This window comes from Vibrio sp. 378 (assembly GCF_033339435.1).
Window position 1 is genome coordinate 630,242 of record NZ_JAWOUO010000001.1, and the last position, 21,917, is coordinate 652,158.

16 protein-coding genes are annotated in these 21,917 nt (G+C 42.0%); 7 read left to right on the forward strand and 9 right to left on the reverse strand.

What is annotated here, in order from left to right; genetic code table 11:
- Positions 1-81 precede the first annotated feature (81 nt).
- From R7Q48_RS02685 to R7Q48_RS02700, 4 genes are all read right to left on the reverse strand, one after another.
- Positions 82-417, reverse strand: coding sequence for a YgiW/YdeI family stress tolerance OB fold protein (locus tag R7Q48_RS02685; RefSeq protein WP_213885834.1), 336 nt, complete (start codon positions 415-417; stop codon positions 82-84).
- 15 nt (positions 418-432) lie between these two features.
- Entirely contained in the window at positions 433-1,080 is a 648-nt protein-coding gene (locus tag R7Q48_RS02690; RefSeq protein WP_005376538.1) for an AcfA family outer membrane beta-barrel protein, read from the reverse strand.
- Positions 1,081-1,243: 163 nt separating this feature from the next.
- Positions 1,244-2,857: a VRR-NUC domain-containing protein gene (locus R7Q48_RS02695; protein WP_213885833.1), complete on the reverse strand. Its 1,614-nt coding sequence runs from the start codon at positions 2,855-2,857 to the stop codon at positions 1,244-1,246.
- 67 nt (positions 2,858-2,924) lie between these two features.
- On the reverse strand, positions 2,925-4,157 hold the full coding sequence (locus R7Q48_RS02700; protein ID WP_005388232.1) for an OFA family MFS transporter: 1,233 nt from the start codon (positions 4,155-4,157) through the stop codon (positions 2,925-2,927).
- Positions 4,158-4,733: 576 nt separating this feature from the next.
- Here R7Q48_RS02700 and R7Q48_RS02705 point away from each other — a divergent pair.
- Positions 4,734-5,090, forward strand: coding sequence for a hypothetical protein (locus R7Q48_RS02705; protein ID WP_005376535.1), 357 nt, complete (start codon positions 4,734-4,736; stop codon positions 5,088-5,090).
- A gap of 102 nt (positions 5,091-5,192) precedes the next feature.
- Here R7Q48_RS02705 and dcuC read toward each other — a convergent pair whose 3' ends face one another.
- Positions 5,193-6,560: an anaerobic C4-dicarboxylate transporter DcuC gene (dcuC, locus tag R7Q48_RS02710; protein WP_005376528.1), complete on the reverse strand. Its 1,368-nt coding sequence runs from the start codon at positions 6,558-6,560 to the stop codon at positions 5,193-5,195.
- Between the two features lie 359 nt (positions 6,561-6,919).
- Positions 6,920-8,044 (reverse strand): acyl-CoA desaturase, encoded by a 1,125-nt coding sequence (locus tag R7Q48_RS02715; protein ID WP_017821552.1) that lies wholly within the window; start codon positions 8,042-8,044, stop codon positions 6,920-6,922.
- A 271-nt stretch (positions 8,045-8,315) separates the two neighbouring features.
- Here R7Q48_RS02715 and R7Q48_RS02720 point away from each other — a divergent pair, with 271 nt between their 5' ends.
- Complete coding sequence (locus R7Q48_RS02720; protein ID WP_005376525.1) at positions 8,316-8,864, forward strand: GNAT family N-acetyltransferase; 549 nt, start codon at positions 8,316-8,318, stop codon at positions 8,862-8,864.
- 89 nt (positions 8,865-8,953) lie between these two features.
- Here R7Q48_RS02720 and R7Q48_RS02725 read toward each other — a convergent pair whose 3' ends face one another.
- A complete protein-coding gene (locus tag R7Q48_RS02725; RefSeq protein ID WP_256902723.1) occupies positions 8,954-9,571 on the reverse strand; it encodes an HAD family hydrolase in 618 nt (205 codons plus the stop codon).
- 363 nt (positions 9,572-9,934) lie between these two features.
- Here R7Q48_RS02725 and R7Q48_RS02730 point away from each other — a divergent pair, with 363 nt between their 5' ends.
- Positions 9,935-11,980: a response regulator gene (locus tag R7Q48_RS02730; RefSeq protein ID WP_064369289.1), complete on the forward strand. Its 2,046-nt coding sequence runs from the start codon at positions 9,935-9,937 to the stop codon at positions 11,978-11,980.
- Positions 11,981-12,083: 103 nt separating this feature from the next.
- Here R7Q48_RS02730 and cqsA read toward each other — a convergent pair whose 3' ends face one another.
- Both cqsA and ylqF read right to left on the reverse strand, forming a co-directional pair.
- Positions 12,084-13,265, reverse strand: a complete 1,182-nt coding sequence (gene cqsA / locus R7Q48_RS02735) for an alpha-hydroxyketone-type quorum-sensing autoinducer synthase (RefSeq protein WP_053349163.1) — start codon at positions 13,263-13,265, stop codon at positions 12,084-12,086.
- Between the two features lie 336 nt (positions 13,266-13,601).
- On the reverse strand, positions 13,602-14,546 hold the full coding sequence (ylqF, locus tag R7Q48_RS02740; RefSeq protein ID WP_005376521.1) for a ribosome biogenesis GTPase YlqF: 945 nt from the start codon (positions 14,544-14,546) through the stop codon (positions 13,602-13,604).
- 447 nt (positions 14,547-14,993) lie between these two features.
- On the opposite strand from ylqF, the gene R7Q48_RS02745 reads away from it, so the two are divergent.
- From R7Q48_RS02745 to R7Q48_RS02760, 4 genes are read left to right on the forward strand one after another with little or no spacing between them, the layout of a single operon-like run.
- Positions 14,994-18,659: an ATP-binding protein gene (locus R7Q48_RS02745; protein WP_318132145.1), complete on the forward strand. Its 3,666-nt coding sequence runs from the start codon at positions 14,994-14,996 to the stop codon at positions 18,657-18,659.
- Positions 18,643-19,809 carry an EAL domain-containing response regulator gene (locus R7Q48_RS02750; RefSeq protein WP_064369286.1) on the forward strand — a complete coding sequence of 389 codons (1,167 nt, stop codon included), beginning with the start codon at positions 18,643-18,645 and terminating at the stop codon, positions 19,807-19,809. The genes R7Q48_RS02745 and R7Q48_RS02750 overlap by 17 nt, the downstream gene beginning before the upstream one ends.
- Positions 19,802-20,398: a response regulator transcription factor gene (locus R7Q48_RS02755; protein WP_017635347.1), complete on the forward strand. Its 597-nt coding sequence runs from the start codon at positions 19,802-19,804 to the stop codon at positions 20,396-20,398. Before R7Q48_RS02750 ends, R7Q48_RS02755 begins: the two co-directional genes overlap by 8 nt.
- A 9-nt stretch (positions 20,399-20,407) precedes the next feature.
- The gene (locus R7Q48_RS02760; protein ID WP_017635346.1) at positions 20,408-21,778 is read left to right on the forward strand and encodes a GGDEF domain-containing protein; all 1,371 of its coding nucleotides are present in this window, start codon (positions 20,408-20,410) and stop codon (positions 21,776-21,778) included.
- The last annotated feature ends 139 nt before the right edge of the window (positions 21,779-21,917 follow it).

Here is a 21,917-nt window from a genome sequence, read left to right on the forward strand (position 1 = left end):
ACGAGCGTTTTCCATGATTATTGCGTAACACAGCCACTAAAATGTGGCTGTGTTATTTGTGTTGAGGTATTAGTCAACTTCTTAACGTTTTTGAATGGTCTCAACGTCTATTTGCGTAGTTGTCCAATCTGAATCAACCTCTCCTCGAATCATTACGGTATCTTTTGGTGTCACTTCTTGACCCATCCAATCTTCGTTGTCGATCTCTACTTCGATCTCACCAGTGTTGTCTTTGAACAAGTAAGTCTCGTTACCAAATGATTGAACAATATGCCCGGTTAGCACTACAGCGCTGTCGTCGGTTGCGTTGCGCGCCTCTTTCACCGTATTGATTGCACTGACTTCTGGACCATTAAACACGGCGAAAACCGAGCTTGAAAGTAGGGCAAGCATGGATGTTAACAATACTCTTTTCATTATCATCTCCTTATATTAGAAGTAATAAGTTGTGCCTACGTTAAAGGATGCAGTGTTCGCGTATCGGTCTAGTTGATATTTTGCGTTTACACCTATGGTGAGCTGCGGGAAAATTCTGTATTCCGCACCCACTGAGAACATTGCGCCTAGCTCGTTGTTTTTCTCCGCGCTATGGAAAAGCGTGTTGGTCATTTCCACATCGTCGTTCGTGACAAGTTCGTATTCTTGATGTTTAGAAACCTTGGCGTTGTATTCCGTGTACGTTAGACCCGCTTTGAATTTTGTTGTCCATTTATCATTTAATGCATAGTTAAACACAGGAGCCAACGACACTTGCTTGGCTTTGATTGACGCATCCCAATCCATTTCATGATGGTAATCTTTGCCATCGATTGACTTGATACCTAGGTTTTTTGAACGACTATCATCAAGGTCAAACTGGCTGTAACCCAGTTCCAATGCCCAGTTGTCATTAAATGCGTAACCGACAAAGCCTGAGAAAATACCGTCTTCAAGCTCAGGGTTGAGTGTTACGTTGTCAGTTGAAAAGTGAGGTTCCAAATCATGGTCAGTGGTGCCTAGTCCATATTCCAGACCTACATAAGGAGCCGCAGATACCGAAACTGAGCAGGTAACAAGTAACGCAAGAAGTGTTTTGTTCATTTTATTTTGCCTCTTCAAATCAACTTAATGAGTAGAAGCGCATTGTGTGTGATGAAGCGTGAAGTGATCGTGAAGAAACAAAAATATTTCAGAAAAAGAGCAAGGTGCGGTAAAAAAGAAATTGTTTTAATGAATATGCGCCAAGCTCTTTATATAAAGAGAGTTAACTTGCGGCGACGTAACACACCGCAAATGGCACATTAAGGCGAGTAAACTCTTTAATCCAACGCCATTGGTTATCCTGGAGTTTATCGCCTGGCCCTTTTACTTCAATCCATTCGAACTCGTTTCCTTTAAAAGCAATCAGATCAGGCATCCCATTGCGGTAAAGCTTTAGGTCACTCAATTGTATTTTAAATAGCGCCATCAACATGTTAGTTGGGATTGTATCGAGTGCCATTTCGAGTAGCTCTTTACTTATTAAGCTCCAATGCACAAATGGATTGCTGATACCAAACTTCTCATCGTATCTAGTTAACAACGTATAAGTATTGCCCGTTTCCAACATATCAAACGTCGCATCTATCAAAGCTTGGCGTTTGGTAACAAAATCAGAATGGTACAAATCCAGAGGACGATGTTGATAGGCATTGATGAATGCGCCTTCGATGGGAGCGAAAATCGCATCCCAAAAAGTGAGACCAAGTAATGCATTAAGCAGTGCATTTTCGGCGTAAAATACAGTCCAGCCTAAGGACTCAAAATACGCTTTGCTGGCGAGTTCGACTCTCTGTTGAGATAAATCCAGTTCAAGGCGGTATTCCGTACAGGTTGGCTTCGTCACTCTTGGCACTTTCTCGCCTTGTTTTCGTTTTAACCGTTGCTCAAGTTTTTGTGCAACTTCGAGCTCAGACACATCGATCGGTGAGTTAAGCATATCTGTGACAATGTCACCAAATAAATCATCATGGTTTAATTTGTCATAGATACGTGCGCGTCGTTCTCGGCTCGGTGTGAGTTGAGTTTGGCCAAATAGAGACAGGGCGGTCTCTAGATCATTAAGCCGTTCGTAATCACGTGCTATGTCATTCAACATGTGCTCGCGTTTACGATCTACGTAACGGTGTTTAACGGGCTGAGGCATTGCCTCAATTAATAAGTCGAGATTGGCTTTGTCTTTTCGGTCAAATTGCCAGTACAGGTTGGCCAACTGGCTCAGTTCAATTAAGCGGTCTATTTGCTCACGTGAATCAAAGAAACGGCGCACTTTACTCAATTGATATTGCTCGAACTGATGCAAACCTAAGTCATCAAGCACAAACTGACTTAAGTCTTGATGGGTGTTGGCAAAAAACAGAGTGAGTAACACGTCGATCATATGAGCAGAATTGAGTTTGACGATCGTAAACTCAAGCCGCTCTATACGATCAAATTCCGTATTACTCAAATGTTCGACAAGGGCGTCTTTCTTGAGTGATTTCGGCAGTTCGGGATAAAGCGCGGAGATTTCTGGTTTGGTCAGTAAATTAGCCGCTAACTCTTGATGAGAAAGGGGTGGGGAAAGGGCTACAAACTCATGCTGACTCAATTCTGCCAGTGCTTCATTGATAGAAGGTATTTCTTGATAACTCAGCTTATCACTTCGAAACCAACATCCCTTTCGGCTGTATAAACGCACCAAAAGGCACTGGGCGTGTTTGCTCAAAGAATCAAACGAGCAAAGCCATGCGTGTTCTTCCTTGGTCAGTAAATCGCTGTACCAAGTTATTGCGTGATGAGTCAGCTTAAAGAAGTTCTCTAGATAGTAGTCTGGTGCAAGTTCGATAGGGCTTTCCATAAACGACCGATAACAAAAAAGGCTTAACCCATAGGTTAAGCCTTTTTGCTATCAAATCAATTCGCAATTATGCGTTTTTTAGCTGTGCTACTTTCGCTTCAGACAATGGCTTAGTGATGAACGCAAGTACGATACATACTGCCATCATTGCAGAAGAAATTGTGTAAGCCAAGGTGTAGCCGTCGCCATTTGTCATCGAGAAACCAACAACCGCTGCGCCGATTGCACCACCAATACCCCATGCTGTGTAAAGTACGCCGTAGTTAGTGCCGTAGTTTTTCAGACCGTAGAACTCAGCCGTTAGAGTAGGGAATACCGCTAGAAGTGTACCGTAACCTACCGCTGCGATTGCTGTACCGATGATTAGTGTAAACTCAGAGTCGAACGTCGCGAACAGCACCATGTTTACGCCTTGTAGAACGAACGCGAGTAGAAGCGTACGAACACCGCCGATTTTATCTGCAAGCATACCCGCGGCAACACGACCGCCAGAGTTGAATACAGCAAGAATAGACGCTAGGTAAACCGCGTTTGGCAAGTTTGCTTGAACGCTTGCGATTGTCGTGATGTTACCAATGATCATTAGACCAACAGAAGCTGCAAACGCGTACATGATCCATAGAGAGTAGAACTGTGGCGTTTTCAACATTGCTTTCCAAGTTAAGTCATCTGACTTTTTCACCGCTTTAGGTGCTTGGCCTTCTTTTACTTTAGGCTCAGCAGGTGTGTAGTCTGCTGGTGGGTTGTTGATGGTTGCTGCAAGAGGAACTGCAATCGCTAGGATACCAACACCAAGAACCATAAAGCTAGTTTGAATGCCCATGCTGTCTATTAGCGCAGAAGTTACTGGCGCAAGGTAAATAGCCGCTAGACCGAAACCTGCCGCAATAATGCCGTTAACCATACCTTTCTTCGAAGCGTGGAACCACTTCATCGCAGAAGGTGATAGGCATGCGTAACCAAAACCGATACCTGCACCTGTGATCACACCGAAGGTAATGTTCAACATTAGTGGAGAGTTCACAAAGCCAGACGCGATCATGCCCAGACCTGTAAGAACAGTACCTAGGATAAGGATCATTCGAGGGCCCATGCGGTCTTGAAGAATGCCTGCAATAAGAAGACAGATAGAGAAAGTGATGGTTGCAGTTGCGTAAGGTGCAGAAGCTTCTGCAGCACTCCAGCCTGATTCAGTTACCAGTGCCTTGTTGAATACACTCCAAGCATACAGGATGCCAAGACAAAGGTTGATACAGAACCCTGCTAACAGGATGCGCATAGCTTTATCAATCTTGCTCATTTTTATTCTCAGTTTTTCCTCTTATTGGCAATGCCGCAAAGAAGGTTGGTTTAAAGATGTTTTTTCTCAAAATTAGTTTGCGTTTTTCAACGTTTAACGCAATGAGCGCGGATTATAACCAATAAATATGTGATTGGAATCTCTTTTTACGGTTACTGATAAAATAATTTGCAACATTAAAAGTGGATGTGAATTCATGGTTTTGTATGTAGTAAGAACGTTGTAAAAAAGTGATATTTTTTGTTCACCAAGAACGAATGATGAGTCAAGACAGAGAGGTTTTACGTTGTTGAGTGCACAGCTCACATTTCAAATAAAAAATTTCAAAATGTTTCCATGTTAACCATCTGTAACGAAAATGGCGAATTTATCATCTAACTGTCGTAAGTATCAGATGCAAAGGGTTTCTTAATTTTTAATTGTTAACCTTTTGTAACAATTGAAGCTGATTAGCTTTTGTGTTTATTAAGTGAGCAAAAAAGTAACTTGTAATTGCTGATTTTAGGCGCAAAATATAGTGAAAAATGAGTTTTCATTTATGAAGGGATGCTTTTTAGATTTGTTGTGAGGTGACTTATGAAACTGTTCCTATTACTCATGGCTTCGGTATCCGCTGGTATCGCATCAGCAGACCACATCCATTCATTTATGTTGGGCTTATCTATTGCTTCTTTAGCGGTAGGTAGCTGTTATTTCTTCGCATTTCGCAGCTCGCGCTTTCCACAGCTTGCTTTATTCCTACTTATTTGCGGCATGCTTTCTAAGTTGACGATAACCGTAGTCGGTGTGATGTGGGGAATGTCCGCGGAATTAATCACGTCTCCAATCGTATTCGCACTTTCATATTTATTCTTTTCGCTTGCCGTTACCTACTTATGGTTTAGCTACAGAGAGAGCATCACTAAGATTCCTGACCGATTTAAGTCAGCGTAAATCATCACATTAGAATAAAAAAACGCCAGCACATTTGCTGGCGTTTTTAATTAAACGTAATTTTGTTCGGATATTGCTTTTAGTTTGATCGTGGCAATACCGTTAGGCACTCATTGGAACAAGCACCATAGTACCAATAATCACCGTGATAAGGCCTGCTAGAACTGGAACGGATGTGCGTTTTACAACCTCAAACGGGCTGATGTTTGCCATACCTGATGTCGCAACGATTACGCCAGATACTGGTGAGATAGTACGGCCTAGGTTTGATGCTTGAAGCATCGGGATAATTAGGAAAGCAGGGTTTAATCCCATTTTCGCAGCCAAAGATGGTGCTAACTCCACGAACGCATAGAAAGGCGCGTTACCCGAACCCGTTGCAATTGCTGCTGCAACTGTCAATGCAGTTAGAATAAGCATTAAAGCAACGCCGCCTGCACCAGCATTATCTGCTAGATGAAGTAGGTTATCGATAGCTCCGATAGACATCAGACCTTGTGCAAAAACCCCTGCGGCAACCAAAAGCATCACAACGCCTTTGAACGCGTCAGCCATGCCTGCGTAACAAGAATCTAAATCTTCTAGTGATTTCTTACCATCGAACTTATTTACAACATAATGGATCAGAGCTCCAAGGAAAATCGAACCAACCACAATAGTGTAGATGTCTAGACTAAGTCCTGGAATGGTACGACCGTTGAATAGGAAAACGCCGATGATAGGTAGAAATGGAAGAGCTGCATAAAACGCTGGTGCGTCAGCTTTGATCTCTGATACATCAATTTTTTCCATTGGTGTATTTTCTTTCTTATCTAAGTATTTGTTCCAGAAGAACGCTGCCGCTGCCATGACGATGATTGCGCAAATAGAAACAGGCAACACAGTTTGTACCGCAAACACATCAAGCTCTAAACCAGACTTTTCTGCTGCGATAACAACATCACCAGAAGTAGGAGAAAGGATGATTGCCGCTGGAGAGGCACACACTGCAACGGCTGCTGGACGAGAAATGCCCATCGCGACCATCATTGGGAATAGTGTCGCCATTAATAGTACGCCAAGGCCTGTTGCAGAACTTACCGCAAGAGACATTAAACACGCCACAATGTAAGCCGCTACCAAAAGGACGTAAGGAGACTTGATGACAGAAAGCGGTTTAGAGAACTGTTTCACTACCACGTTGTTCGCGCCGATATGAGTCATGTATGACGCAAAACCACAAAGCAGCATGATTTGCATACCAAGACCGCCACCGCGGTATTGAAGCATGTATTTCACGTATTCCAGCGCATCTGTCACCATGTTACCAGTTGAGGTGATTTTTGACGGCAGCACGTCGTGCCCCAAAACGCCAGTCATAAGAAGTAAAGCAATACCAGCTGTCAGTAACACGCCCGCAGCTTTATAGCCTTTGACAATAAAGTAACCCACCGCAATGGTAACCACTAAGCCAATTAAGAGCTCTAACATAGGGATCTCCGAATGTTATGTAAAAAAGAAAGAAACTGTTTCAGTTTATGACAAGGAATTTACAGAATTCTTAGCTGTGGCACGAGACAAATATGGGGCTTGCATGATCTGAGACAAATAATAATTTAATAAATAATTTCGTTAGATTGTATTGTTGGAATTTGGTTTTCTAAGTGTTATGTGCTGGTTTGAAGCTATTTATAGGAAGGAAAATATGACTAGGAAAGTGAATGAATAAAGAGTGAATTGATTCACAATAGGAAAAAGACTTTACTCAGTAAGCAATTATTGGAAAACACTCTTCACAACAAAAAAGCTTCGCCGAAGCGAAGCTAAGTAATCGTAAGAATGAGGATAAACTATGCGTATCGACGAACCATAAGGTTCCAACTACGCTGCTGCCGTTCGAACTCTGCTTTAATTTGCTGATACTTCATTTTTGTTACAGAACATTCGTATTTCTTTACCACACTGGCAGTTTTGGCACCGAGTACTTCTTTGCGCATCTCGTAGTATTCCTGCATGTGATGAACTAGAGTATCAAACTCGTGCTGTAGCTGATCGAGGATTGTTTGCGTGTTCGGTTTCGATTCTAGCTTTTCTCTTGCTTTCTTCAAAAGTTGACTCGCACGGGCTTTTTCAATTCTAAATGTAGGCGTTGTGCGCAACTTAGATGTGAGTCCTAGCCAAGAACATGACTTTATCAACCACTTCGTTGGGTCGTAATGCCACCAATACACGCCATTGCGATAGTCATTCTCGAAAATATGATGGAAATTATGGTAACCCTCTCCAAATGTGAAAAAGGCGAGTACACCATTATCGCGAGCAGTGTTTTTGTCTGTGAAAGTTTGCTTACCCCAAATATGTGCGAGGGAGTTAATGAAAAAAGTCGTATGGTGACTCATAAAGAGTCGAGCCGCACCAACGACCAATAACATCCCCCAGATATCACCGTAGATCAGTCCGAGCATGACTGGGAAACCAATATTAGTCAGTAGGGCAAGTGGAACATAATACTTATGCTGCCACATGACGATTTTGTCGCGCTTTAGGTCACGGCAGTTTGTATATTCGTTTTCCTTTGATTTATTGTAATCACGTAACATCCACCCAATGTGAGAATACCAAAAACCCCGCTTGGCTGAGTACGGATCTTTATCGTTATTGTCGACATGTTTGTGATGCACACGATGATCAGAAGACCAATGTAATGCACTATTTTGCAAAGAAAATGCTCCTCCAATCGCAAAAATGGCGCGCAAAATAGGATGAGCTTCGTACGTTTTGTGGCTCCAGAGACGATGATAGCCTGCTGTAATAGAAAGGTTAGTAAAACTAAATGCAATCACTCCCCAAATTAGATGTTCCCAACCCAGTCCAAAATGATATGCATACCAAGGCATTACAATAAAAGTCAGAACAAAACTGGCAGAAAATATTAATGTATTCAACCAGATAACAGGTGGTTTGTTTTGAGTCACAGGTGTATCCCTAACTTTGAGCTAACAACTGTTCGCTAGAATATCAGCGTACACATGTAAGTCAAATTAAAGTTAGACAAATGTGACTATTCCTTTGGGTGTAGATTAAGGAACTTGATGGGATATTTTGCTTTTAATTGAATAATGAGTAGTATTAAAAAATGAGCTCTGGCTTAAGGTGTATAAAATCTGCCAAGAAACAAGTGTTATAAAGGTGGAATATACCGAGACTCTATAAAGAAGCAAAAATGTAAGAAAATAGGAATACGTAATGGATTTACGATTAGCGGAATATAAGGACTACGAGCGCATTGCGCATCTTCATGCGGATAGCTGGAAGCGTCATTACCGTGGCATTCTTAGTGATAACTATCTTGAGAAAGAAGCGATTGACGACAAACTACTGATTTGGCAAACCCGTTTGACCAACCCACCATTCAATCAGCACATTGTCTTGGCGGAGGAGGGAGGTTTGCTACTTGGCTTTGTTTGTGTGTTCGGCAACCATGATTTCGAGCGTGGAACCTTTATTGACGCATTGCATGTTGATGACAGTTACCGTGGTCGTGGGATTGGTAAGCAGCTATTACTTGCTGTCGCCGAATGGCAACAGCAGTACTTTAAAGACACAGGTCTTTATTTAGAAGTTGTGTCGCAAAACATTTCTGCGATTGAATTCTATCGCCACATTGGTGGACAAGAGGATCAAGAGCGAACTTGGCGCGCACCTGATGGCAAAGAGGTGTTAGAAAAAGTATTCCGTTGGAAGAACGCCCAGTCATTAGTTAGTGGGATTGAGGAAAACGTGATTTACTCCTAACCTAGCGTTCTAAAACACTAGATAAGAGCAGTCTCAACACTGCTCTTTTTTGTTTATGCACCCTAACGTTATGTTTTATTAAAAGCTTTCTAGAAGTTAACCCCCATGGCTTTTAGTTCGAGCTCACATTGCTGAGCATTTTCAAACTGAATAGCAGCCATGCCAACTGCTCGGGCACCTTCAACATTGTAAGGCATGTCATCAAGAAATACTGTCTCTTCGGGGTTAAGCTGATACTTTGAAAGTAGAGTTTGGTAGATCTCCGCTTGTGGTTTTAGTAATTGAACTTCAGAAGAGATGATTGCTCCATCAAACAGTGGCCAAAACTCATAGGTAGTACGAAGATGTTCCACAATTTCGTTGATGTTGTCTGTGAGCGCATATACGCCATATCCGGCACTTTTTACTCGTTTTAACAGCTCTATACTGCCGTAAAGTAGTATTTGAGTGTGTTTTACATAATAAAAGAAGCGGTCCATTTCTTCCGTCGTTACTTGGTGTTCACGTTGATAACGCTGTTTTGCTTCCCTTTCGGAGGTCGTCCCTTTATTTAAATCTTTCCAGATTTGTGATGAAAATAGCATTTGAGCCATTTTCTCTGACTCTACGGAACCACCAAATGTTAAGCGAACGATTTCTACTGGAGACCAGCGTACCAATACATTACCTACATCAAAAATGACATTTTTTATCTGGAAAGAATTCATGACACACCCCAAGCCAATTGTTTGTCACCGCGCTATATGCGGTGAGTGCAGTTTTTAAATCGTTGGAAAGCCGTGCCAAAGGCGCGACTTAAGTTTCTAGAACAAAATGAGATTAACATCCAATTGGATACAGAGCGATTATCGCAAAATTACACTAAACTATATGCAACTTTGTTTATTTGGTTGTAAATCAAGTGCAGCTGTCTTAAAAGATTGAAACTAAAGATAAGTATTGCGAGCTGTTTACGTCATTTCGCGCTGCTTATAAATGATGATTAATATATAATTAGTTAATAATAAAATGATAAAAGTGAATCAAAATCACATTGTTGTGCGTCAGGCGGAGTAAGCAAAACAGATTATATGGACTCGATACGTAAGGTTTATCAATATGCAGAACCAAACCTAACTCTCGTTGGCTGGATGGGGTTTCTTGGCTTTCCGCTGTACTACTTTGTCTGGGAGTTTGCCTTTCCACAGGCTTATGAAAATTTACCTCTTAGATTGTTTTGCTCGTTATTGTTTTTCGGCATCATTTTTAGAAACCGCTTATCATCGACTTGGAGAGATTATGTTCCTATTTACTACCAAGTGACGATAACGCTGTGCTTACCGTTTTTCTTTTTTTATATGTTACTGATGAATGACTGGTCCAATGTATGGGTTATGTCGTTTATGTCTGCAATTTTCTTACACATTTTACTGGTTCATGTTACTAGGGTCATGTTTGCTCAAACCTTTGCTGGGATAGGTTTAGCAACATTCTTCGCTTGGGTTGCAAAAGGGTTCCATCTTGACTTGACCATGGATTGGACTCATGTGCCAATCTTTCTGTTTATTTATGTCTTCGGTAATTTGTTCTATTTTCGTAACCAAGTTGAACATGAAGCGAAAGTCTCGCTGGCAAAATCATTCGGGGCAGGGATTGCACATGAAATGCGTAACCCGTTGAGTGGGCTTTGCACTTCAATAGATGTTATCCAGTCGATCTTGCCCAACATGAAAGAGGCAGGAAAAGAGCAGTACGTCATGAGTGTAGAGGATGTCACCTTATTACGTGAAGTGAGTCAGGATGCAATGAACATTATCCAATCGGGTAATGAAACCATCGATTTATTGCTAACTTCGATTGATGAAAATCGAGTTTCTCGTTCTAGCTTCAAAAAATATTCAGTTCACTCGGTCGTTGAACAGGCAATTGAAAGCTTCAGTTATAAACGTGCCACTGATCGATTTGCCATATCGCTGGATGCGAGAAGTGAGTTTGAGTTTCTAGGTAGTGATACGTTACTTAAATACGTTATGTATAACCTCTTCAAGAATGCCTTCCATCACCGTAAATCTGAAGATTTTCACATACATGTATCCATGATAAGTTCAGAACGCTTTAATCAAATTGTTGTAACCGATAATGGTGCTGGCATTGCTCCTGATGTTCTACGCAATATCTTTCAAGACTTTTACACCACTGGCAAATCAGGAAGTTATGGTTTGGGTCTACCGTTTTGTAAAAAAGTCATGCGTTCATTTGGGGGGAACATTGAGTGTCAATCTCAGTTAGGGGAGTGGTCTCAATTTACGTTAACTTTCCCACTAACGACATCTGATACCGTTAATGAAATCAAAAACGATCTGACTAAACTCAAAACCATTCTAACGGTGACTAGCCAAGATATCTTGGTGTCTAAAGTAACAGATATTAGCCGTTTTATGGGCTTTGACTCGACGATTTTAGATGCCAACCAAGTACTCAAAAAGAAAGAGTACGAGTTCGAATTCGATCTGATTTTTATCGATCTTGAGAGCTTAGATCCAAGAGCAAACCAATTGGATAGATTAGAATCTCTCTTGTCTTTCACTGAAGCACGCATCGTTTATCTTTTTGAGCATCATCCGACTCAGAGAGCACGTAAGGCTGCATATGAACCTATTTGGATCGAAACGCAAGCCTGGTTATTGAATACTAAACCAACTATTGAGCGTCTCTTATATGATTCAAGCTATGTATCGACACCAACGGCCTCGGTGACGTTAGATAATTCAAATAAGCGTACAATTATGGTCGTGGATGATAATGAATCTTTGCGTAAATTCACGGCAATGTTACTTGAAAAGCAAGGCTTTGAAGTGATTCAGAAAGAAGACGGGCAGCAGGCTCTGGATACACTAGAGCAAGAAGATGTTGATCTCATTCTGATGGATATCGAAATGCCAATTATGGATGGTGTAGAAGCGTCTAGGCGAATTAGAAGCTCGGATAAAAACTATGCGTCGGTACCTATTATTGCACATACAGGGGATAGTTCACCTGTCACGTTGGACAAAATTGGGTCTTCGGGTATGTCTGACTTCATCGTAAAACCGGCGGATAAAAATCGTTTGTTCGATAAAATCGCAAACTGGATCTAATCATTCGCGACTTGTTTTCTTGAGGCGAGTTGCTCACAACGAATAACACGAATAAAGAGCTCAGCAAAACTGTTGAGCTCTTTAGTTTTATCTACACACTAACTTACACAAACTCTAAGTCAGGGTGTGCAAATGCTTGTTGGCAGACAGTGAGTACATGATCAACTTCAGCAGCTGTCATGTCTGCATTGACTGAAAAACGGATGATGTTTTTGTTCCTTCCAGTTGCAGGGCGGCAAAACACTGCGCCGTAAACATTTCGCTCTTCGAGAAAGTCGCGGACTCGCTCAGTGTTTCTCTCGTTACCACATTCTAATGCGATAATTTGTGATTCACTGCGAATAGTAAATCCAATGCGTTTTAAACCAACGGCTAAAGACTTGGCTCTTTCAAACAGAATATCTCGCTTATCATCTGATTTTCTTATGACGTCCAGTGTTTTCTCTAGCCGAATGATTTCTTGCGGTAATACGGTAGAACTAAATATTGCAGGGTACGCCACAAATGGAAGCGTCTTCGCCAGTTTTTCTGGGCCTAAAATCGCGCCAGCACGATAAGCAAATGTCTTGGCAAGACTAACGGTAATAAAATCTACCTTATGAGTTAAGCCAAGACCCTGCAGTATCCCCGCACCTTGTGGACCGTGTGTACCTAAAGAGTGTGATTCATCTACAACCAGGCCGCAGTCAAACTCCTGTGCTATTTCGTAGATATCACGTAGAGGAGCGATGGTCCCGATAGTGCTGTAAACCGAATCCACAACAATGATCCCTGAACCGTGACGTGAAATCTGCTTTCTTAGGTGACTGGTGTTGTTATGCATGAACGGATGAATTTGTGCTCCGGCAATACGTGCGCCTTCCCACAAAGACATATGTGCAAAGAAATCAATGTACACAGGTATGTTCGGTGCACAAATAGTCTGCAATAAACCGACATTCGCAGCCCAACCAGATTGAGAAAGTAGACAACTAGGCATACCAACGAAACTGGCTAGTTGCGTTTCAAATGCAGGTTTCGATTCATCATCTTGTAAGAAAATCGCGGACATCACGACGTTGTCATCGTGCTGGGAAATCGCATCACGATGCGCGTTTTGAATCTCCTTATTATGAGACAGTGCAAGGTAATCATTGCTTTGCAGGACAACGGCATTACACGGTGGGCGTTTACCAAGAACAAGGTGTTTTTTGTTCTCATTCGGTTCGATTAGATCTTGAATATAAAAATCTAGGCGTTCCTCGATAAAGGAGGGAAGTGGTTTGCTTTGTATAGTTTCACTCATAATAAATCTCTTCTTCATATGGAAAAACGCCAGCGCTGACACTTATTCATATTGCGGATTTTGGGGAGAGTGTCACTAACCAGGTTGCATAAGTTTGCAGACCCTTGCAAACTCGACATTTGAGGGTTGGATGGTGGCTGTAACTCTATAGGGGCCCGGGGTCTAAACTAGTTTGTGCTTAAAGTTTATACGGCGATTTTGCGGTGTTTTTTCGTGCTTCATATCTGGATTTTGGATGAGGAATATAAAGTTTGAAAAGTGAAAAAAATGGGCGCATTAGATAACAAAAAAGGCGCGAAAATCGCGCCTTGAAACATGAGTAGATAAAAGACAAGCTTATCGCTTATTACGTAAATATCGCTTACGACGCTCTTCTTTACGCTTCGCTTTTTCTTCTTCTTTACGGGCGGTCTCAATCTCGACTTCAATCAGTTCTTGAGTGATCATTTCTGGGCGTTCTAATGTAATTTGGCCCAAAGTGCCTTGGCGAAGTTCGTGCAATAAGATCTCTGATACTTTGTGTAAGTCAACACGTCCACCTGCACGTAGTGCACCGCGGCGACGGCCAATTTCTTCCATGATCTCGATATCTGATTCTGGAAGCTCTTCAATTTGATAACGCTCTTTAAGCTTGTCTGCATAATGAGCTGCTAGGTATTCAATGGTATAGAATGCGACTTCGTCATATTCCATCGCTGTATCTTTTACCGCGCCAGTAGCCGCAAGGCGGAAGCCACTGTGTGGATTTTCCACTTTTGGCCATAAAATTCCTGGAGTATCAGATAATACGATGCCATTTTGCAGGTTGATACGTTGTTGACGACGTGTAACCGCGGGTTGGTTACCTGTTACAGCGATTGTTCGACCTGCGAGGGTGTTAATGATCGTTGACTTTCCAACGTTTGGGATGCCCATGATCATGGTGCGAATGTTTTTACCAATTTCTTCTCGGTGTGGGGCAAGTTTGCGGCAAAGCTCCATGATTCGATGCACTTCTTGTGGTTCAGAAGTCGTGATCGCCATTGCTTTTACATGTTGCTCTTGCTCCAAGTGCTCAATCCACAGTTGAGTTAACTCTGGATCGGCCAAATCACGTTTGTTCAAAACTTTAACGACAGGTTTGTCACCACGGATTTGAGAAATCAAAGGGTTTTCACTACTGAAAGGAATACGAGCATCCAGTACTTCGATGATCACATCCACTTGAGGGATTGCTTCTTCGATCTCTTTACGTGCTTTGTGCATGTGGCCAGGAAACCACTGGATTGAGTTATTAACCATTTGAATTTAATACCTTAATTTTTCTAATGCTCCAGCGGTTGTAAAAGTAGCAATGTGAGTCTTGAGTAATACAATACTAGAATGCATTTTCTAAAACTGTGTTTACTTCAAGCTGCTCGAAACCGCGGAGTTGAGCTTTCTTTCATGTTAATACGTCAGTTTATCATGGAATGATGATGAATCATTCAAGATGAAAGTAAAAAGCTATGGCGTGCAAACCTAAACGCACACATCTCTTATATATACCGACTCGCAGTGAATATCCGTCTGGGTGAGAGACCGAACGCAAACGCTGTGTAGTCAAAGGTGGATTGTGTTGTCAGATTGTTCTGACGAATTTTGGTTTTCTGCTTTTATATCAAAGTGTTATTTTTATTTCGCTGTTGAGCGAAGTTTGACTTTTATCTGACAAAAACTAGTCTGAGCTTCCATTCAGAGGAAGCAGTCATGCTCAGTATTCTTAGAAGTATTACGGTATCGTCCGTCGCCTTAATTTTTTTAGCGAGTTCTTTTTGCTCAATGGCCAAACAGAGTCCTAAACCGAAGGTCATCGTTGGCGTTATTGCGCAAGACGAAGCTAAAGACTCGTTTGACGGTAGAGTTGGTCCTTCGTACGGAATTAGTCTTGAGTATTTGTCTAACATTACTAAAGCTTTGGATTATGAGTTAGAACTTCGGACTTACAAGCATATTCCGTCTTTACTTGCGGATGTCGAAAGCAAGAGGATTGATGGTGCGGTTGGATTTAGTAAAACAGCAGCAAGAGAAAAGCGTTTTTTGTTTTCGATGCCTTTCTTTTCGAGCACTATCGCTGTTTGGTATCGGAATGCCACTTACCGAGATAGTGATGCGCGTGATCTTAAATGGGTGTGTGTTGAGGGCAGTGTGTATTGTGACAACCTCACTGAACGTGGTATCGATAAGATACATTACGTTAAAACACGTTTAGAGGCGTTTAATGAAGTTAAGCGAGGTAAAGCGAACGCGCTGATTTACACTTATGTTGGTATTACCCAATATTTGGATTTGAATGACATTGTAAAAGGGGTTGTCGATATTCCCAGTTGGTTGAAAAACGAAGAGGTGAGTTTTATCGCTTCGTTGGACAAACAGAGTCTGATCGATGACATCAACAAAATCCTTCAGTGGGAGCAAAATGGAAAAAACATTCGCTCCGTCGCCTCGAAAAATCCTTACCATATCAGTGATAAGTTATTGGTAGATTACCGACGTAATCATCAAAACAAACTAGTGATAACTTACAGCAGCAGTGACGAAGCTTATCCGTTTCTCTACCGAGATTCGCAAACGGGTGAGTTAGACGGTTTCTTTCCAGATTTTGTCGACTTATTGCAGTCTCGTACTGGCTTGAGCTTTAAGTATGTGAAGCCGACGTCGAGCCTTTCTAATGGATTAACGGCATTTGATGCCGATATAGTCCCCATCTCTTATGTGGGTGAGCTACCTAAGTCAGATTGGTTGTTCACTAAACCATTCATGCACAGTAATTACGTGGCTATCCAAGCGGAGCAGAGCAAGCGCGATAAATCTGCACTGAAAGAAGCGGGTATTCTGCTCACTTTGAAAAAGCAAGGGTTAGTTCATTTGGGCACTTGGCAGCAAGGCCAAGTTGATCATTATGATGATTTGAAGAAGCTGCTTACCGATTTGAAATCGGGCGTTTTGGATGTGGCTTACATTCCTGACGACATCGTTCACAACATGATTGCACAAGATCAAGTCGATGGCTTGGTGATCAATGCGGAGGACGTTTTGACGTTCTCTAATGCATTTGCGGTTGCAAACCACAATACACAACTGCAACACATGTTGAACAGCATCATCGAAACCATTGATTCTAACGAGATCGAAAAACTGCTGCGTTCTCACCGAAGCTTCAAACTGACTTATGGCTATGACTCGGAGCAGATCGCTACATTTGTTGTTGCTGGTTCATTCATATTCTGTCTCATGTTAATTGCGGCGTATTTCATCTTATCTCACATGCGACTTAAAGTGAGGTTAGCCGAATTTAATGCTGACAATGAGGAAGCGGAAAAGCAATGGCTGATGGACATCATCAAAGAGATCAATAGCTTGGTTTTTATCCATAGTGAAAATAACCATATGGAGATGAGCAATTGTGCCAACTACAACAGTAAACAGTGCCAACAATGTAAGTTGAAAAGTGATTCTGCGCACGCTCCTCTGGTGAATAATTTTGATGAACTAACCACTGTTATTGCTGGAAAGCGTATTTCAGAAGAGGTTGCCTCGTCGGGCTGTGAACTTGATATTAAACATGTATATCGAGAACGCAAAGTCATCGCTTCTCCTAGCGGTAAGAACAAGTTTGTACTGACTGTTATTCAAGATATTACCCAGCAAAAAGAACGTGAGCAGGCGTTAATCGATGCGCAAAAAGAAGCGCAAACCGCGGTACGTGCGCGCGAAAACTTTTTGGCAACCATGAGTCACGAATTAAGAACGCCATTGTCGGCAGCACACGGCATCCTCGATTTGCTAAATCGCCAAGTGACGGCAGATTCAAATCGCGAGTTAATTGCCCAAGCCATACGCTCGCTCAATCATTTGAATACGCTAGTAGACGAAGTACTGGATTATTCAAAGTTAGAGGCAGGGCACTTAACCGTCGCTCCAACTAAGACCGACTTGCTTAAAACCTTGTGCGATGTGTTTCGAAGCTTTGAACCACGAGCGCTCGCGAAAGGTTTGGATTACAAAGTGACAATCAAACCATTTTCGAATGCTTTCATTGAAATCGACGCGCTGCGATTGGTGCAAATTACCACCAATCTGCTCTCCAATGCGGTGAAATTCACTGCGGAAGGCGAGGTTGGAATCAGTGTCATTCTTCATGAAAAGCAGCTTATTTTGAAAGTGGCGGATTCAGGTATCGGCATGACGGATGACCAACTCGAAGGCATTCTCAATCCTTTTGTTCAAGCGGATGACACTATTACGCGTAAATATGGCGGTACTGGATTGGGGCTAAGCATTGTTGACCGATTGATCGACTGCATGGGCGGCGTGCTCTGCATCGATTCACAATTTGGCTTGGGCACGACGATTACTGTCAGACTGCCAATTGAGCATTGCGACTCTGAGCCAGACGTTTGTTTGAACTGGACGTATAGCGAGAGCTTACCACTTAATATTCGCCAGTGGTGTGACGCGTGGAAAATGCGTCCAGCGACGTTAAAAACAATGGTGGCGAACCTTCACCCTATACACGACAGCGATGCCAGTTTTAATGGCCTAATGCTGCGTGACGAACAAAGGGTACTTGGCAGTCTTACGCTAAGAGAGATTCAATATCCAGATACATTGTTCAATTTGCTCAGCCAAACGCAGCAAGAAACCAAGCTTAGTGACGTAAATCAAGAAGTGGTTTCTTGGGTTCTCGGCACGGTACTGGTCGCAGAAGATAATCCCATTAACCAAAGTGTGATAGCAATGCAGCTTCATGAACTTGGAATCGAACCTGTCATTGTGAATAACGGCCGCGAAGCATGGGAATACATCAACCAAGATGAAAACGTTGTGTTGCTGCTGACCGACTTTCATATGCCAGAAATGGATGGCTATGAGCTTGTTAGGCACGTGAAAAACTCCGAATTTAAAGCAATTCCAATCATCGGTGTGACAGCAGAAGATGCTCGTCTTGCCATTGAGCGCACACAGGATATCGGCATTGATGATGTGCTCTACAAGCCCTATGACCTTAATCAATTAAAAACCGTTTTGATTCCATTTATTGGCGAAAAAGAGAGGGGTAGGCTGCCCGGCTGGATTAAACGGTTCAAAGCACAGGACGCAAAAGAGATTGCGCGCGTGTTTAGTCAATCAATGTCTACAGATATAAAAAACTTAAACGCCGCATCGACTGAGCGAGACAAAAAACGGGTCATTCATGGCATCAAAGGAGCGGTTGGGGCGATAGGGGTAAGCATGCTGACTGAGCTTTGCATTGAGGCAGAACGAGTTACTGCTGCGGAGTTTGACAGGCGAACAGCGGAGCTAATTTTACGAATCGAGCAGGAGATCGAAAACATAAACTATTGGGTAGAGACAAATGAATACACAATTTAATGTGATGGTGATTGATGACCATCCGCTACAAACCACAATACTTACGCAAATATTGGATCGCTATTGCGCGCAAGTCATCCCTTTTAACTGTGTGGATGCCGCTATTCAGAGTGTGCAGGAACAATATTTTGACGTGATTTTTTGTGATATCCAAATGCCCGGAAAAGACGGCATCGATATGATGGAAATGCTCGATAAAGTCCAGTACCAGGGGCAAGTTGTACTGGTCAGTGCAATGGAATTGACCATTATTTCTGCGGTAAGAGCCATGTGCGAGGGATTTAGTTTTGAAGTATTAGGGAAGCTGCCTAAGCCATACGATGAAAATAAAGTCGTTGATTTGTTGGGTAAAATAAAAGATGAAAAAGCGAAACAAGTCAGCTTTGCGCAACCTATTGAAGTGGAAGATCAAGAATTCCTGTTTGCTCTGGCTGAAGGGCGCGTGAAAAATTATTACCAGCCTTTAGTCGATGTGCAAAGTGGGGAAGTGCTTGGGTATGAAGCGCTCGCGCGTTGGAATCATCCTATTTATGGTGTGTTACCCCCTCATTATTTTTTGCCAATTGTAGAGCGTTGCCGCCTTTCTGGAGAGTTGTTTCAAGCTGTATTGAGTAATGTTATCTATGACATGAAACACCGCGGATTGACGCAAAACGTATCCATCAATGTAGACCATGAAAATTTAGAAGATACGGCGTTCTCTCATTACTTTTTACAGCAATGTTCAGAGAGCGAGATTGACCCATCACAAATCACCATTGAAATTACAGAGCGAGATACATTTCAGACTAGCGCGTCCCTGTACAAGAATTTACTCAAGTTGAGGATGAACGGTGTCACTGTCTCAATAGATGATTTTGGCACGGGTTCATCAACGTTTGAAAAACTGGCTCAACTGCCATTCAACGAGTTAAAAATCGATCGTTCGTTTGTACAAGGTGTCGAATGCGATATCAAAAAACGCAACATCGTTGTTGCTATTTGCGCGTTAGCGAAAAGTTTGAATATACGATTGGTCGCGGAAGGTATTGAAGACGAAGTCACACTGCAAGCGATACGTGAGTATGGCATTGATCTTTGCCAAGGCTTCTACATTGATAAACCCATGCCACTAGAAGCCATAACCATACTAAATGAAACATATGAATAAATTGAATTACTTGATCTTTGACGATCATCCTCTCGTTTGTGTTGCAATCAAGTCGTTGCTGGAAGAGTTAGGTAAAACAAATGGGGTATTTACTGCAACATCAGCGAAGATGGCATTACAAATATTGAAAAAGGAAGAAATTCAACTGTTGATCTTAGATGTGAACTTGGCAGATTGCGATGGGTTTGATTTCTACAAACGTATCAAATCCCATGGTTATGAAGGCAAAGTCATTTTCTTCTCCGCTGAAACTAGCCAAATGTACAGCCAAATGGCTTTTCGTTCTGGCGCTGATGGCTATGTGTGTAAATCGGAAAATCACGACATTCTTAAAGACGCGATAGAAGCGGTAGAGAAGGGGTATACCTTCTTCAAATTTAAGCAAGTTGTTAATAGCGTTCGAGAAATGCCACAACTTTCAAGCAGAGAAAGCGCAGTAATGAAGTATTTATTACAAGGAAAGTCCAATCGAGAAATCGCTTCAGTGCTATCAATAAGTGACAAAACAGTCAGCACATACAAACGTCGTCTATTGGATAAATTTAACGTAAAGAACATTGTTGAGCTAACAAGAGTGGCGGGGGCGTAAGACCGCATCATGACACTTAAAAGTATCGCGTTGTCTCTTTTCATCGCAACATTACTATTCGTCACTTCTGTCACAATGATTGGTGCGGTGTTAATTTCTTATGAAGTAAAGCAGTTCAACACTTACGCGAATAATTTAGCCAAAATAAAACAAAAAGTAATTCTCATGGGGCTATTGACGGAAGCGCAGCTCGAGCAATACAAAGGCATGAGCGTGAGTGAAGTAGAAGCGCAAACAGAGCTGAGCTTTCAAGATGCGATTTACTCCCTGTCACGTTATGAAAAACTTAATTACGTTGAAGCTGTTGCACGGAAATCGCTTCATCAGGCTGAAGCGTATTTATCAAATGCGTTCAATCGACAAAATGCCGTTATGTATTTTCGTTCTTATACTGGAAACAAACTCATCTTAGAGAGACCGATTGAAGCGCTAGAGGGAGTGAAAGCCACGTTTGATGTTGATTGGTGTAAAAGTAACTATTCTTGTGTGTTAGCCGCGTGGAAAGAGCAACTAACGGACCGGGTATTGTTTTCCCTACCATTTAAAACGACATACTCCGATGACATGGCGATAAGCATCATGAGTCCGGTTTACTTTCAAGGTGAGTTAGTGGGAGAGTTCTCGGAACAATTATACCTCTCGCCGCTTTATAATGATGGGAAAGCGGTGGATGTTCAAATAGCGAATGGGAACAAACAAATGGTGATTTATTTCGCTGGCTACCCCTTTCCATCATTCGCGTACACCCAATCATATGTCGCAGACAACAACAATCTTATCGTTTACATGTACCCATTCAGTAAAATTGTATTGGATTACGTGTTCTTGTTTATCATCTTCTTTTTCGTAACCTTAGCGTATTACAACAAAGCTTATGAATCTAAAGAGAGCAAACTTCGCCTCGCGAAAGCACTGACGAACGTGACGAAAGATGATTTAACGGGATTGTTTAACCGCAGAGTTTTTCAAGATAGCGAGTTCAAACGTCGTTTGGAAACCGCGCCATATTCCGTCATTGCAATAGATGGCGATAGGATCAAGCGAATCAATGACCATTACGGTCACCATGTAGGGGACGAAGTTATTGGAATTATTGCTGATGCTATGTCTAAAGTGTTTCGAAATAGTGATTATCTAGTTCGAACTGGTGGTGATGAGTTTGTTGCGATTCTGCCGGGTTGCAGTATCAGTCAATCTTCAATATTGGCGAAGAAGCTTCGTAGTGTCGTTAAAGATAACCGACTAAAGACCTTGGATATCGAAGTTAGTGTGAGTACTGGTATCGCGGCGAATGAATTACACGAAACGCTTCAGGACGTTATTGTACGTGCAGATGAAGATCTCTATGAGATGAAAAAACACAGACAAAAGTCCCATTAAGCAGCGCTAGTATTGACTCAATGTTAAGCTACGGAACATAACCATGACATAACTGTTTGATTAATTTGACCAAACAGAATGAGTGGTCTTTTATATTAGAGCAGTCAACAAATAGTGATTGCTCTATTTATTCTCGACC

Bases quoted from the DNA above. Each gene is read 5' to 3' on its own strand.
- R7Q48_RS02685 (WP_213885834.1), bottom strand. From the start codon at position 417: ATGAAAAGAGTATTGTTAACATCCATGCTTGCCCTACTTTCAAGCTCG.
- R7Q48_RS02690 (WP_005376538.1), bottom strand. From the start codon at position 1,080: ATGAACAAAACACTTCTTGCGTTACTTGTTACCTGCTCAGTTTCGGTA.
- R7Q48_RS02695 (WP_213885833.1), bottom strand. From the start codon at position 2,857: ATGGAAAGCCCTATCGAACTTGCACCAGACTACTATCTAGAGAACTTC.
- R7Q48_RS02700 (WP_005388232.1), bottom strand. From the start codon at position 4,157: ATGAGCAAGATTGATAAAGCTATGCGCATCCTGTTAGCAGGGTTCTGT.
- R7Q48_RS02705 (WP_005376535.1), top strand. From the start codon at position 4,734: ATGAAACTGTTCCTATTACTCATGGCTTCGGTATCCGCTGGTATCGCA.
- dcuC (WP_005376528.1), bottom strand. From the start codon at position 6,560: ATGTTAGAGCTCTTAATTGGCTTAGTGGTTACCATTGCGGTGGGTTAC.
- R7Q48_RS02720 (WP_005376525.1), top strand. From the start codon at position 8,316: ATGGATTTACGATTAGCGGAATATAAGGACTACGAGCGCATTGCGCAT.
- R7Q48_RS02725 (WP_256902723.1), bottom strand. From the start codon at position 9,571: ATGAATTCTTTCCAGATAAAAAATGTCATTTTTGATGTAGGTAATGTA.
- R7Q48_RS02730 (WP_064369289.1), top strand. From the start codon at position 9,935: ATGGACTCGATACGTAAGGTTTATCAATATGCAGAACCAAACCTAACT.
- cqsA (WP_053349163.1), bottom strand. From the start codon at position 13,265: ATGAGTGAAACTATACAAAGCAAACCACTTCCCTCCTTTATCGAGGAA.
- ylqF (WP_005376521.1), bottom strand. From the start codon at position 14,546: ATGGTTAATAACTCAATCCAGTGGTTTCCTGGCCACATGCACAAAGCA.
- R7Q48_RS02745 (WP_318132145.1), top strand. From the start codon at position 14,994: ATGCTCAGTATTCTTAGAAGTATTACGGTATCGTCCGTCGCCTTAATT.
- R7Q48_RS02750 (WP_064369286.1), top strand. From the start codon at position 18,643: ATGAATACACAATTTAATGTGATGGTGATTGATGACCATCCGCTACAA.
- R7Q48_RS02755 (WP_017635347.1), top strand. From the start codon at position 19,802: ATGAATAAATTGAATTACTTGATCTTTGACGATCATCCTCTCGTTTGT.
- R7Q48_RS02760 (WP_017635346.1), top strand. From the start codon at position 20,408: ATGACACTTAAAAGTATCGCGTTGTCTCTTTTCATCGCAACATTACTA.